The following is a 13,915-nucleotide window of genomic DNA, read 5'->3' as shown; positions in this document are numbered from 1 at the left end:
AGACCCTGCGCACCAAGGATTTTCATCACCCTTTTCAAATTGTAAGCGAGCACATTCAAGCTCATTTCGGTGCTCACCCCAGCCAGCCGCCGCGTCAGAAAATGCGTCGYACCCATCCATTGCTTCAGCGTCCCAAAGGGGTGCTCGACCGTTCGCTTGCGGATGATCATCATCTGCGGCTCATTGTTCAGGCGGGCCTGCATTTCCTCCAGTAYCGCCTCATGTTCCCAGCGCCGAATCTTTCGCTCTCTGGCCGGTGTACATTGCGCCTTTATCGAACAGGCTCGGCAGTTGGAGTGCCAGTAAACGTCCAGCTTCTTRCCCTTGTCGACRTAAGAGTTGCGCCAGATCAGCACTTGCTTGGCGGGGCAGACGTACACATTTTTGTCCGCGTCGTAAATAAACTCGTCATTACCGAAGCGGCCATCAGATTTGGCCCGCGAACTCRGCGTTTTCGGCACATAAGCKGTGATYCCTGCCTCGTGACAGGCCAGGATTTCTCCGCTTTTGTAATACCCTCGGTCCGCCACCACCGACAACGATTCGATTTGCATCGCCTCACGGGCCTGCTGGGCCATCGAGCTAAGCTGATCACGGTCGTGACCGACATTGGTCACCTCGTGCGCAACGATCAAATGGTGTTTGGTATCGACTGCTGTCTGCACGTTGTAGCCCACGATGCCATGACCGCTCGTCATCATCATCGAGCGCGCGTCCGGGTCGGTCAGCGAGATCTGTTTGTCCGGCGATGCTTCAAGCTGTATTTCAATCGCTTGGAGTGCCTTCATCTGCTCCTTCAATTTSGCGATTTTCTCTTCCAGRCCGCCTTTGGGCCCTGAAGACTTGGGCTCTTCCCGATCAGCCTCATCCAGCGCCTTCAGATAACGGGCAATGCTTGAYTCGATGTCTKCCATCCGGCGCTTCAGCTTGGCGCTGGTRAAATTGCGGTCGCGGTGGTTCACCGCCTTGAATTTACTGCCATCGATGGCAACCAAATGTTCCGAGAAAAGCCCCAGTTGTTGACACAGCACGACGAACTGCCGACAGACTCCTCGAATGGCCTTTCCGTTGTCTTTGCGGAAGTTGGCGATGGTCTTGAAATCCGGCATCAGGCGACCGGTCAGCCACATTAGCTCGACGTTGCGCTGCGCCTCGCGCTCAAGGCGCCGGCTTGAATGGATACGGTTGAGATAGCCGTAGATGTAGATCTTCAGCATGACTGCAGGGTGGTAAGCCGGTCGGCCCGTTTCAGCRGGGACAGCGCYTTCAAAACCCAAGSTGATCAGGTCGAGYTCATCCACGAAGACATCGACAACGCGCACCGGATTGGTGTCGCTGACGTAATCGTCCAAGCTCTCGGGGAGCAAGGTAGTTTGACCTCGGTGTTCACCTTGGATGAAGCGTTTCATGGGCAGCCCTTGCGATGAAATCCTGGGGGAATCATAGCAAGGGTTGGCTTCGGTGTTTTTACACACTCTGGGCCNGTTCACCTTGGATGAAGCGTTTCATGGGCAGCCCTTGCGATGAAATCCTGGGGGAATCATAGCAAGGGTTGGCTTCGGTGTTTTTACACACTCTGGGCCCAGCGCGGCTAACCCGGCATCCATGCCGGGTTGCCCACTGCGCAATACCTGCGTTCAGCCAGCGTGGTTAACGGGGCGCCCCCAGATCAAGATCAAAAGCGAGGCGGCCTAACAGCCGACCTGGCTCTCCCGGTCGTACGCCCATCCGTTCTGTGGGAGCAAAGCTTGCTCGCGAGGCGGCCTAACAGCCGGCCTGGTTCTCCCGGTCGTACGCCCATCCGKTCTGTGGGAGCAAAGCTTGCTCGCGAGGCGGCCTAACAGCCGGCCTGGTTCTCCCGGTCGTACGCCCATCCGATCTGTGGGAGCAAAGCTTGCTCGCGAGGCGGCCTAACAGCCGACCTGGCTCTCCCGGTCGTACTCCGATCCCATTGTGGGAGCTTGCTCGCGATTGCGGTGTGTCAGTCACCATCCAGGCTGCTGATACATTGCAATCGCGAGCAAGCTCGCAGCACATTGGTAGGGGTTGTATGTCAGAGGGCTGAGGCCTGAGCCCAGGCCGGCGGGGAGGCGGCCAGTTCAGCCGCTCCCGCTACTGCGCCAATCACCAGGATCGCCGGGCTCTTGAGTTGAAAGGCGCTTGCATCGGCCTCCATCGAGGCCAGGTCGCTGCGGCAGTCACGCTGATGGGGCAGGGACGCGTTTTCGATCATGGCCACGGGTGTGTTCGCCGCCAAGCCACCGGCCAGCAGTTGCTCACGGATTTCGCTCAGTTTCGCTACACCCATGTACACCACCAGCGTCGTGCCGCTTTGCGCCAAGGCTTGCCAGTTCAGGCTGCTGCCATCCTGGGTGTGGGCCGTCACCAGCGTCACGCCCCGGGCAATCCCGCGCAGGGTCAGTGGAATATCGCACTGGGTAGCCCCCGCGAGGCCGGCGGTGATGCCATTGACCATCTCCACTTCGACACCCTGCTCGCGCAGCCACTGCGCCTCTTCACCGCCGCGGCCGAAGATGCATGGGTCGCCGCCCTTGAGACGCACCACGCATTTGCCCTGGCGGGCATAACGCAGCATCAGGCGATGGATAAAGGCCTGGGGTGTGGAGCGGCAGCCGCCGCGCTTGCCCACGGCAATGATGCGCGCGTCGGGGCAATGTTCCAGCACCGCGGCGTTGACCAGATCGTCGATCAGCACCACGTCGGCTTCGCCCAAGGCGCGCACGGCTTTGAGGGTCAGCAATTCAGGGTCACCAGGACCTGCACCCACCAGCCAGACTTTTGCGTTCATAGTGTTTTCCTCACGAGATAGCCGCCAGCGGTTGCGCAGTGGCAACCAGCAGGCGCTTGATTTCCGGTACGCAGGAGCCGCATTGCGTGCCACAGCCCAGCTCCTGTTTGAGCCCCTGCAAGTCCAGGCCGCGTTCAATGCCTGCGCAGATCGCACGCTGGCTGACGTTCATGCAGTTGCACAGCGTTTTACTGCCACCCGTTGCGGCGCCGACATTGCCCGGCGGCGCGCTCAAAGGCGCCAGCAGCCAGCGCCGTAGCTGTTCATCGGCACGGCCTTCCAGCCACAGGTTCTGCAACCAGTGCCGGGCCAGGGTTTCGCCGGCCAGGCGAATGGCGGTGATGCGGCCATTTTCGATGCGCACCCGCTTGCCGATGGAGCGACGCGGATCGTCGTAGGCCAGCACCGGCCCATCGATCAGGCCCAATTGTTCATCAATGGCCTGGAGCAGTTGCGGTTCGGGGGCGACAGCGCTGGCAGCGCGAATCAGCAGCGCGGGACGCTCACGGCCAGTCAGGCTCAGGCTGACGTAGGAAAACGCCTCGCACAGGGGGCGTAGGGCCTCCAGATGCTGTTGAACATCGCCTTCGATCAAGGCGAAAAGCTGCCAAGGCAGGTTTACCGGTTCCAGGCGCACGCCGCTGTGCTTGAGTTCCGGTTGTTTCGACAAGGGATCGAAGGCCGGTTGCGTCAGGGTATTCACGCCGCCCTTGAGGAACCGGTCGCCCCAGTGCATGGGCAGGAACGCCTGGCCGGGACGCACGCTGTCGTCGCTGTCCACGGCCACGATCACGCTGCCGCGACGGCTCTTGAGGCTGACCAGGTCGCCCGCTTGCAGGCGATGCCGGAGCAGTTCGTCGGGGTGCAGGCTGAGGACCGCTTCGTTCACATGACCAAACAACTGCGCCGCGGTACCGGTACGGCTCATGCCGTGCCACTGGTCCCGCAAGCGGCCGGTGTTCAGGGTCAACGGGTAGCGGGCGTCACGCAGTTCCTTGGCGGCGCGATAGGGGTCGGCCACAAACCGCGCGCGGCCGCTGTCGGTAGGAAAAATCCCGTCCACGTACAGGCGCGCCGTCCCGACCGTGGCGCCTTCGGGGAGGGGCCATTGCTGAGGGCCGAGTTGGTCGATCAGGGCATGGCTGATGCCGGACAAGTCCAAGTCGCGGCCACGGGTCAGCTGTTTGTATTCATCGAAGAGTTGGGCCGGGCTTTCAAAGGCGAACAGGCTCGGCAAGCTCGGGCGCAGACGTTTCTCCAGGCGTTGTGCGAAATCCACGGTGATTGCCCAGTCCGGCCGTGCTTCACCCGGTGCGCCGATGGCCCGGCGGACGTGGGAAATGCGCCGTTCGGAGTTGGTCACCGAACCTTCTTTCTCGCCCCAACTGGCCGCTGGCAGCAGCAGGTCGGCAAACGCGGCGGTTTCGGTGGTCCGGAACGCTTCCTGCAACACCACGAACGGGCAGGCTTGCAGGGCTTCACGTACCGCGGTCTGGTCCGGCATCGATTGGGCCGGGTTGGTACAGGCGATCCACAAGGCCTTGATCTTGCCGCTGCGAACCTGCTCGAACAACTCGATGGCGCTCAAGCCAGTGGTGGCGGGCAGTTGCTCGACGCCCCAGTAGTGGGCGACTTCGGCACGATGTTCCGGGTTGGCGGCTTCGCGATGGCCCGGCAGCAGGTTCGATAGGCTACCGGTTTCCCGTCCGCCCATGGCGTTGGGTTGACCGGTCAGCGAGAACGGCCCCGCACCTGGACGGCCGATCTGCCCGGTGGCCAGGTGCAGGTTGATCAGGGCGCTGTTTTTCGCGCTACCGGCGGTGGACTGGTTCAAACCCATGCACCACAACGACAGGAAGCTTGGCGAGGTGCCGACCCATTCGGCGCACTGCTGCAGTTGTTCGACACTGATGCCGCACAACTGCGCGACCATGCTCGGGGTGTAGTCGCGCACCAGGTTCTTCAGCTCCGCCAAGCCTTCGGTGTGGGCCTTGATGAAGTCGCGGTCGATCCAGTCTTCCCACAGCAGCAGGTGCAAAATCCCATGGAACAAGGCGACATCGGTGCCCGGCAGGATCGCCAGGTGCAGGTCTGCCAGATCGCAAGTGTCGGTGCGCCGGGGGTCGATGACGATGATTTTCATCTGTGGCCGGCGGGATTTCGCCTCTTCGAGACGGCGAAAGAGGATGGGATGGGCGTAGGCCATGTTACTGCCGACGATCATCACGCAGTCGCTCAGTTCCAGGTCTTCATAGCTGCAGGGTGGGGCGTCGGCGCCGAGGCTGCGCTTGTAGCCCACCACGGCGGAGGACATGCACAGCCGCGAATTGCTGTCGATGTTGTTGGTACCCACCAATGCCCGGGCGAGCTTGTTGAAGGCGTAGTAATCCTCGGTCAGCAATTGGCCGGAGATATAGAACGCCACGCTGTCCGGGCCGTGCTCGGCGATGGTCTCGGCGAAGACGCTGGCGGCGTGATCCAGGGCGCTGTCCCAGTCGGTGCGGGCCCGGGCCAGGCCTTTGCCCAGGCGCAGTTCGGGGTAGAGCGCGCGTGCGGCGAGGTCGCCGGTCAGGTGCAGTGTCGAGCCTTTGCTGCACAGTTTGCCAAAGTTGGCCGGATGGGCAGGATCGCCGCTGACGCCGAGGATGCGCTCGCCGTCATGCTCGATCAGGACGCCGCAACCGACCCCGCAATAACAGCAGGTCGAGGCAGTGATCTGGCGGTTCATCAGCTTGCGTCCCGCAGGGCCAACTGCACCCGGCCGTTTTCGACCCGGGCCGAATGATGATGGGCGCAGCCCACGTCCGGGGCCTGGGCCTGGCCGCTTTCCAGGTCGATTTGCCAGTTGTGCAGTGGGCAGGCTACGCGCTTGCCGTAGACCAACCCTTGGGACAACGGGCCACCCTTGTGCGGGCAACGGTCATCGAGGGCGAACACTTCATCGTCGCTGGTACGAAAAATCGCGATATCGCCTTTCGGGCCGTTGATGATGCGCGAACCGAGGATATTGATGTCTTCCAGTGCGCAGATATCCAGCCAGTTCATGCCGGCACCTCCAGGTTTTTCACGGGGATGACCTCAAACTCTTTCTTCAACTGAGGTTGTTCCAGGCGTTGTTTCCACGGGTCTTGCTCCAGCGACAGGGAAAACTTCAGGCGTTCATGGAGCGCTTTGCGCCGTTCCGGGTCTTCAAGCACGGCTTTCTTGATGTGCTCCATGCCGACCCGCTGCATGTAGTGCACGGTGCGTTCGAGGTAGAAGGCTTCCTCGCGGTACAACTGCAGGAAGGCGCCGTTGTATTCACGCACTTCTTCGGCGGTCTTGAGCTTGACGAAAAACTCCGCGACTTCGGTCTTGATCCCGCCGTTGCCGCCGATGTACATCTCCCAGCCGGAGTCGACGCCGATAATGCCGACGTCCTTGATGCCGGCTTCCGAACAGTTGCGTGGGCAACCGGAGACGGCCAGTTTCACTTTGTGCGGCGACCACATGTTGAACAGGTCGTGCTCCAGCTCGATACCCAGTTGGGTGGAATTCTGCGTGCCGAAGCGGCAGAACTCGCTGCCCACGCAGGTCTTCACGGTGCGGATGGACTTGCCGTAGGCATGGCCGGACGGCATGTCGAGGTCTTTCCACACGCCGGGCAGGTCCTGCTTCTTGATCCCCAGCAAATCGATGCGCTGGCCGCCGGTGACCTTGACCATGGGCACGTTGTATTTGTCGGCCACGTCAGCGATGCGCCGCAGTTCCGAAGGGTTGGTCACGCCACCCCACATCCGCGGGACCACGGAATAGGTGCCGTCTTTCTGGATGTTGGCGTGGGCGCGTTCGTTGATCAGGCGCGACTGTGGGTCGTCCTGGGCTTCGCCGGGCCAAGTGGAAATCAGGTAGTAGTTCAACGCCGGGCGGCAGGTGGCGCAGCCGTTGGGGGTGCGCCAGTTCAGGTAGCTCATGGCCCCGGCGATGGTCAGCAAATGCTGGTCGCGGATCGCCTGGCGAATCTGGCCATGGTTGAGGTCGCTGCAACCGCAGATGGCTTTTTCGCTTTTCGGCTTGACGTCCGCCGCACCGCCGACGGTGTTGATCAGGATCTGCTCCACCAGGCCGGCGCAGGAACCGCAGGAACTGGCGGCCTTGGTGTGTTTTTTCACGTCATCGACGCTGAACAGCCCGTGTTCCTGGATCGCCTTGACGATGGTGCCCTTGCACACGCCGTTGCAGCCGCAGACTTCGGCGCTGTCGGCCATGCTCATGGCTTTGTCCTGGCCCTGGTGGCCTACGTCGCCCAAAGCGTTTTCACCGAACATCAAGTGATCGCGGATCTCGCTGATGCCGTGGTTCTCACGGATCTGGCGGAAATACCAGCCGCCATCCGCCGTATCGCCGTACAGGCAGGCGCCGACCAGCACGTCATCCTTGATGACCAGCTTTTTGTAGACGCCGCCGATGGGGTCGGAAAGGGTGATGGTCTCGGTGCCTTCGCCGCCCATGAAGTCGCCGGCGGAGAACAGGTCGATGCCGGTGACCTTCAACTTGGTCGAGGTGACCGAACCCTTGTAGGTGGCGAAGCCCAGTTGTGCGAGGTGGTTGGCGCAGACCTTGGCCTGTTCGAACAACGGCGCCACCAGGCCGTAGGCGGTGCCACGGTGGCTGGCGCATTCACCAATGGCGTAGATGCGCGGGTCGTAGGTTTGCATCGTGTCGTTGACCAGGATCCCGCGGTTGCACGGGATGCCGGATTTTTCCGCCAGTTCGGTATTGGGACGGATGCCGGCGGCCATCACCACCAGGTCGGCGGGGATAATGTCGCCGTTCTTGAACTGGACCGAGCCGACCCGGCCATTGCCGGCATCGTGCAAGGCCTGGGTCTGTTCGCTGAGGCGGAATTTCAGGCCACGGTTTTCCAGGGCGGTCTGCAGCAGTTGGCCGCTGGTCTTGTCCAGTTGCCGTTCCAGCAGCCATTCGCCCAGGTGCACCACGGTCACGTCCATGCCCCGCAGCTTCAAGCCATTGGCGGCTTCCAGGCCGAGCAGGCCGCCACCGATGACCACGGCGTGCTTGTGGGTCTTGGCGGTGTTGATCATCGCCTGGGTGTCGGCGATGTCGCGGTAACCGATCACGCCTTCCAGGGTGTTGCCAGGAATCGGCAGGATAAAGGGTGTGGAGCCGGTGGCGATCAGCAGGCGGTCGTATTCGGCTTCGCTGCCGTCTTCGGCGATGACCCGGCGTTTGACCCGGTCGATTTCCACCACTTTACGGTTGAGCAGCAGCTTGATGTTGTTGTCCAGGTACCAGCTCAGGTCGTTGAGCACGATCTCTTCGAACGTCTGCTCGCCGGCCAGCACCGGCGAGAGCAGGATGCGGTTGTAGTTGGTGTGGGGCTCGGCGCCGAACACCGTGATGTCGTACAGCTCGTTGCTCAGCTTGAGCAGTTCCTCGAGGGTTCGAACCCCGGCCATGCCGTTGCCGATCATCACCAGTTTGAGTTTTTTCATCAGGGTTCTCCGCAAGCTCAGGTCCGCTTTATCACGGCGATCGGACTGGCTCGGTCATTTTTACGAAAACAAAAAAAGGCGTCCCGCTAGCAAGCTAGCGAGGACGCCTTTGTCCTGGTCCCGTTCTCTCGGGAAGCACCGCCTTCATCGTTGGAGGCGTTGCCTTATGTCTGTTGAAAGGGATTATGCAGTGGTTGTGCCAACTGGCGCGAAGGCACGGATTTATTGAGCAGCGGGCTGGTTGAGCGGATTGGGGAGGGATTTATTGCACCGAATCAAAGCGTGTTGCCCGGTAATGGAGCGTGGCAGCCGGCAGCTTGGTAGTGGCAGGCAGGCCGCCATCGCGAGCAAGCTTTGCTCCCACAGCAGATCCCCTGTGGCAGCAAATTCCCTGTGGGAGCAAAGCTTGCTCGCGATGGGCGCGACTGGATCTCAGCCATGAAACACTAGAAACAGCAGCACCAGATTCACCACCAGCGACACCAGCGCCAAGGTCCGCCAGACCTTCAGCGGCTCCCTTTCCAGCAGCGGCCTGGGCCTGACGCTCAAGCTGCGGCGTTCGCCCTGTTCCAGCAGCAACAACCATTCCTCGGCGGTTTCAAAACGCTGCTCCGGATCCGCCGCGACGGCGCGTTCCAGGCTTTGCCCGAGCCATTCGGGCAGGTCCGGCCGATAGCGGCTGGCACTGACCGACACGCCAAAGCGCGGGCGCTGGAAGGCTTCGATTTCGCCGTAGGGATAGTGCCCGGTCAGCAGGAAATACAAGGTCACGCCGACGGCATACAAATCCTGCTGCGCCGTGGGCGCGGTGCCGCCGAAAGCTTCTGGAGCGATGTAGCTGGGGGTGCCGGGCAAGACGTTGGCCTGGTCCTCGGACAGGCCCGGGCAGTAGGCCAGGCCGAAATCCAGCAGGCGCAGTTCCCCGTCGTCGCCCAGGTGCAGGTTTTCCGGCTTGATGTCGCGGTGGTAGATCTGCCTTCGATGCAACAGGCCCACCGCCCGTACCAGCCGTTGCGCCAAGTCCAACCACTGGGCCAGAGGTAGCGGCCCGCCCTGGTTGAACAGCTCGGCCAGGGTCGCCCCCGGATATTCCCGCATCACGTAGTACAAATGCTGACGCTGGGGAACACCATGGACCTCGGGAAACTGCCGCCCGGCGACGCGCTTGAGAAACCATTCTTCCGAGAGCAAGGCCTGCCCGGCCCGGCTATCGTCCCGTAGCTGCACGGGCAGGGTTTTCAGCAACCAGGGTTGGCCCTGGCCGTCGCGTACCCGGTAGAGCAATGATTGCTGGCTCTGGCCGAGCAGGCTTTCGATCTGCCAGCCCTCGAACACCTGGCCCGGTTTCAGCGCAGGCGGCAGGGGCCATTGCTGCAACTGGATCAGGGCATCGCCGATGCTGGCTTCGCCCACTGCATCGACCCGCACCAGCAAGGCACTGGCGTTGTCCTGGCTGCCGGCCAGGTGCGCGGCGTTGACCAGCGTCTGGGCCGCAAGGTCCAGGTCCGGCTGGTCGCGCAGGATGCCGGCGATGGCCGTATCCCCCAGGACCGCCCAGACGCCGTCGCTGAGCAGTACGAAGGTTTCGTCGGTGCGCAACTCGCCGTCGAGAAAGTCGAGGATCAGGTGTTGATCCAGGCCCAGGGCGCGCTTGAGCACATGCTGCATGCCTTGCTGTGCCCAGACGTGATCTTCACTGACCCGTTGCAGGTGATCGGCGTGCCAGCGGTAGACCCGGCAATCGCCGACATGCGCGAGGGTGAAGCGCCGGCCCCGCAGGACCAGGGCGCTGACGGTAGTGAGCAGCGGTTGCCCGCCACCGTTGGCTTGCAGCCAGCGATTCTGGGCCAGCAACAGCCGGTCCAGCGCCTGGGCCACGCCCCAGGTTTGCGGCGTGGAATAGTAGTCCAGGGCCAGCGCCTGCAAGGTCGAACGGGCGGCCAGCCCGCCGTCGGCGCATTGGCTCACGCCGTCGGCGATGGCGAACAGGTAACCTTTGCTGGCGGCCAGGGCCGGGGCGGGGGTGACCAGGCGCAGGGCGTCCTGGTTTTCCTCCCGCGGGCCGATGGCACTGGCTTCGGCGAAACTCAGTTGCAGGCTCATGGTTGCAGGTTATACCCGAGCGGCGGTGACAGCTGCCGAACCCCAAGTGGTTCTCCAGCGACGCTTGACGCCGTGCAGGCCGAACCAGGCCAGGACGCCGAGGCTGGCGAACAACCACAGCGCCAGTTGATAGCTGCCGGTGCTCTGCTTGATCGCGCCCATGCCTGCCGCCAAGGCGAATCCGCCGATGCCGCCGGCCATGCCGATCAGTCCGGTCATCACGCCGATCTCGCGACGGAAGCGTTGTGGCACCAGTTGGAACACCGCGCCGTTGCCCGCACCCAAACCGAGCATGGTGCAGACGAACAGGGCCAGGGCCGCGTAGGAGCTTGGCAGGTTGAAGCCCACTGCGGCGATGCAGACGGCCGCCACGGTGTACATGCCCAGCAAGGTGCGGATGCCGCCAAAACGGTCCGCCAGGGCGCCGCCCAATGGACGCATCAGGCTGCCACCGAAGACGCAGGCGGCGGTGTAGTAGCCGGCGGTGACCGGGCTCAGGCCATATTGGTCGTTGAAGTAGCCGGGCAGGGCGCTGGCCAGGCCGATGAAGCCGCCGAAGGTCACGCTGTAGAAGAACATGAACCACCAGCTGTCACGGTCGCCCAAAGCCTTGAGGTAGTCGGCCATGGATTTGGCTTTTGGCCGCTCGGGGGCGTTCTTGGCCAGCCAGGCGAAGAGCACCAGGGTCAGTACCAGGGGGATCAGCGCGAAGCCGAACACGTTGCTCCAGCCGAAGGCCACGGCCATGACCGGTGCGATCAGTGCAGCGAGCACGGTGCCCGAGTTACCGGCGCCGGCAATGCCCATGGCCTTGCCTTGATGCTGTGGCGGATACCACTGGGAGGCCAGCGGCAGGGCTACGGCGAACGAAGCACCGGCCACGCCCAGGAACAGGCCGAGCAGCAGGGCTTGTTCGTAGCTGTGGATGCCCAGTTTCCAGGCGCAGAACAGCGCACCGATCACGATCACCTGGCCCACCATGCCGGCGGTTTTTGGCGAGATCCGGTCGGCCAGCAGGCCCATGAACAAACGCAGCACGGCGCCAGCCAGGATCGGCGTCGCCACCATCAGGCCGCGTTGCTGGGTGGTCAGGTGCAGGTCGGCAGAGATCTGTACCGCCAGTGGACCGAGCAGGTACCAGACCATGAAGCTCAGGTCGAAGTAGAGGAAGGCCGCGAACAGTGTCGGGGTATGGCCGGATTTCCAGAAGCTTGAATTCATCGCGCACCTCAGCTGTAAAAGTCTCGAGAAATGAGTCAGTGCTTTGAGCAGTGCGCCGTCTGTGGTCGCACCACCGGTCCCGAAGGGCCAAAACAAAAAAACGCCGCAACCCGGATCGCCAGAGAGGCAAGAAGGGTGTGCGACGTCTTTGTCGTAGGTGGGGCAACCGCCGTTGGTTACCTGTGGGTTTGCTTAAGCGAGATCTGTGCCAGGTCTGTCATGATCGTTCCTACGCTCTGCGTGGGAATGCATCCCGTGACGCTCTGCGTCACCTTGTGAAGCGGAACGCGGAGCGTCCCTGGCGGCATTCCCACGCAGAGCGTGGGAACGATCATTAGTAGGGGGCAAGGCAGGCGCTACAAGGCTTTCAGCCCAGCAGCTCATTCATGGCAATGATCTGCTCCGCCACCTGGATCAGCTTCTGCTGGCGGCTCATGGCCTGGCGGCGCATCAGGGTGTAGGCCTGTTCCTCGTTGCATTCCTTCATCTTCATCAGCATGCCCTTGGCCAGTTCGATGCGCTTGCGTTCGGCCAGTTGCTGGTCGCGGGCCAGGAGTTGGGCGCGCAGGGCCTGGTCGCTTTCGAAGCGGGCCATGGCCACGTCGAGGATCGGTTGCAGGCGCGCGGCGTGGATGCCTTCGACGATGTAGGCGCTGACGCCCGACTTGATCGCCTGGCGCATCACATTGGGGTCGTGCTCGTCGGTAAACATGACGATCGGTCGTGGCTGGTCGCGACTGACCAGCACCACTTGCTCCATCACATCGCGCCCGGGTGACTCGGTATCGATCAGGATCACGTCCGGACGCACCGTTTCGACGCGCGCCGGCAGGTCGATGGTCAGGCCGGACTCGTCGATGACTTCGAACCCGGCCTCAATCAGGGCAGCCTTCAGGCGACCGACCTTTTTCGCGGTGTCGTTGATCAGCAGGATACGCAGCATGGTCGTGGCTCCTGTCAGCGGCTGGCGAGAAGGGGAGCCGCATCGCTCAAGGCGTGCAGTTTGAAGCTGCGGGCGTACCCGGCCGGATCCGAGCCATCCCAGGTGATGCCGTCGATCAGTTGGCTGCTGCGCATGTCCTGGCGCGGGGAGGCGATGTCCAATGCCGCGCAGGCTTCTCGGTATAGCTTGAGTTGCTGGACGTCCTGGGCCACGGTCAGGTAATCCGGGTCTTCGCGCAGCAGGCCCCAGCGGCGGAACTGGGTCATGAACCACATGCCGTCCGACAGGTACGGCAGGTTCACCTCGCCGTTGCCATGAAAGCGCATGGCGTGGGGATCCTGCCAGCTGTTGCCCAAGCCGTCGGCATAAATCCCCAGCAGGCGCGGCTCGATGCAGTCCAGCGGGGCGTCGAGGTATTCAGGCGCAGTCAACAGTTGCGCGGTGCTGCGACGGTTTTCGTTGCTTTGTTCAATGAAGCGGCTGGCTTCGAGGATCGCCATCACCAGGGCCCGGGCGGTATTGGGGTATTGCTCGACGAATGCGCGGGTGCAACCCAGGACTTTTTCCGGGTGATCGGGCCAGATGGTCTGGGTGGTCGCCAGGGTAAAACCGAGGTTCTGCTTCACCGCGCTGGCGCACCAGGGCTCGCCGACGCAAAACCCGTCGATACGCCCGGCTTGCAGGTGCGCGATCATTTGCGGCGGAGGTACGACCACGCTGTCGACATCCGACAACGGGTGGATGCCCTGGGCGGCGAGCCAGTAATAGAGCCACATGGCGTGGGTGCCGGTGGGGAAGGTCTGGGCAAAGGTCAGTTTCGGGCGAGTTTGGTGCACGTGCCGTTCCAGTGCTTCAGGACTGGTCACGCCCTGGGCCTGCAAGCCATGGGACAGGTTGATGCTCTGGCCGTTCTGGTTCAGCCCCATCAGCACGGCCATGTCGCTTGCCGCGACCCCGCCGATGCCCAGGTGTACCGCGTAGATCAGCCCATACAGGCTGTGGGCGGCATCGATTTCACCGCTGACCAGCTTGTCGCGCAGGTTGGCCCAGGAGGCCTGGCGCTTGAGGTTCAGGGTCAGGCCGTAGGGTTGGGCGAAGCCCTGGGTGGCGGCCACGACGACCGGGGCGCAGTCGCTCAAGGCCATGAAACCGAGGTTGACCGCGCTCTTTTCCGGGGCATCGCTGCCGTTGACCCAGGCCAGGGGGTTGGCTGGTACTTCATTCATCGGTATCACCTTCCGCATAAAAAAGCGCCGTGTCCGGGCCCAGGAGACCGGACGACGACGCCGTTGTCCCTTAAAACAGTGTGGCACTCATTCCGTCGTTGGCATGGGCGCTGATGAC

At 62.6% G+C, this 13,915-nt stretch carries 9 protein-coding genes; all 9 read right to left on the bottom strand.

Annotated elements, in window-relative coordinates:
- Window positions 1-1,409: IS1182 family transposase (locus tag ASC85_RS29610; RefSeq protein ID WP_082534538.1), on the bottom strand; the 1,409-nt coding region annotated here is incomplete at its 3' end.
- 644 nt (window positions 1,410-2,053) lie between these two features.
- Window positions 2,054-2,809, bottom strand: coding sequence for a uroporphyrinogen-III C-methyltransferase (gene cobA, locus ASC85_RS29605; protein WP_057452443.1), 756 nt, complete (start codon window positions 2,807-2,809; stop codon window positions 2,054-2,056).
- A 10-nt stretch (window positions 2,810-2,819) separates the two neighbouring features.
- A complete protein-coding gene (locus ASC85_RS29600; RefSeq protein WP_057452442.1) occupies window positions 2,820-5,537 on the bottom strand; it encodes a nitrate reductase in 2,718 nt (905 codons plus the stop codon).
- A complete protein-coding gene (gene nirD / locus ASC85_RS29595; protein ID WP_003199531.1) occupies window positions 5,537-5,854 on the bottom strand; it encodes a nitrite reductase small subunit NirD in 318 nt (105 codons plus the stop codon). The genes ASC85_RS29600 and nirD overlap by 1 nt, the downstream gene beginning before the upstream one ends.
- On the bottom strand, window positions 5,851-8,304 hold the full coding sequence (nirB, locus tag ASC85_RS29590) for a nitrite reductase large subunit NirB (protein WP_057452441.1): 2,454 nt from the start codon (window positions 8,302-8,304) through the stop codon (window positions 5,851-5,853). The genes nirD and nirB overlap by 4 nt, the downstream gene beginning before the upstream one ends.
- Before the next feature lie 432 nt (window positions 8,305-8,736).
- On the bottom strand, window positions 8,737-10,407 hold the full coding sequence (locus ASC85_RS29585; RefSeq protein ID WP_057452440.1) for a bifunctional protein-serine/threonine kinase/phosphatase: 1,671 nt from the start codon (window positions 10,405-10,407) through the stop codon (window positions 8,737-8,739).
- A 9-nt stretch (window positions 10,408-10,416) separates the two neighbouring features.
- Window positions 10,417-11,628 (bottom strand): nitrate/nitrite transporter, encoded by a 1,212-nt coding sequence (locus ASC85_RS29580; protein ID WP_039589025.1) that lies wholly within the window; start codon window positions 11,626-11,628, stop codon window positions 10,417-10,419.
- 367 nt (window positions 11,629-11,995) lie between these two features.
- Window positions 11,996-12,571: an ANTAR domain-containing response regulator gene (locus ASC85_RS29575; protein WP_003199539.1), complete on the bottom strand. Its 576-nt coding sequence runs from the start codon at window positions 12,569-12,571 to the stop codon at window positions 11,996-11,998.
- Between the two features lie 14 nt (window positions 12,572-12,585).
- Window positions 12,586-13,797 carry a CmpA/NrtA family ABC transporter substrate-binding protein gene (locus ASC85_RS29570; RefSeq protein WP_057452439.1) on the bottom strand — a complete coding sequence of 404 codons (1,212 nt, stop codon included), beginning with the start codon at window positions 13,795-13,797 and terminating at the stop codon, window positions 12,586-12,588.
- Window positions 13,798-13,915 lie beyond the last annotated feature (118 nt).

It is taken from the genome of Pseudomonas sp. Root401, from assembly GCF_001425105.1.
GTDB classification, from domain to species: domain Bacteria; phylum Pseudomonadota; class Gammaproteobacteria; order Pseudomonadales; family Pseudomonadaceae; genus Aquipseudomonas; species Aquipseudomonas brassicacearum.
Note: the sequence above shows the minus strand (reverse complement) of the source record. Positions and strands in the feature narration are given on the sequence as shown.

Coding starts and splice junctions, on each gene's coding strand:
- cobA (WP_057452443.1), bottom strand. CDS start 2,809: ATGAACGCAAAAGTCTGGCTGGTGGGTGCAGGTCCTGGTGACCCTGAA.
- ASC85_RS29600 (WP_057452442.1), bottom strand. CDS start 5,537: ATGAACCGCCAGATCACTGCCTCGACCTGCTGTTATTGCGGGGTCGGT.
- nirD (WP_003199531.1), bottom strand. CDS start 5,854: ATGAACTGGCTGGATATCTGCGCACTGGAAGACATCAATATCCTCGGT.
- nirB (WP_057452441.1), bottom strand. CDS start 8,304: ATGAAAAAACTCAAACTGGTGATGATCGGCAACGGCATGGCCGGGGTT.
- ASC85_RS29585 (WP_057452440.1), bottom strand. CDS start 10,407: ATGAGCCTGCAACTGAGTTTCGCCGAAGCCAGTGCCATCGGCCCGCGG.
- ASC85_RS29580 (WP_039589025.1), bottom strand. CDS start 11,628: ATGAATTCAAGCTTCTGGAAATCCGGCCATACCCCGACACTGTTCGCG.
- ASC85_RS29575 (WP_003199539.1), bottom strand. CDS start 12,571: ATGCTGCGTATCCTGCTGATCAACGACACCGCGAAAAAGGTCGGTCGC.
- ASC85_RS29570 (WP_057452439.1), bottom strand. CDS start 13,797: ATGAATGAAGTACCAGCCAACCCCCTGGCCTGGGTCAACGGCAGCGAT.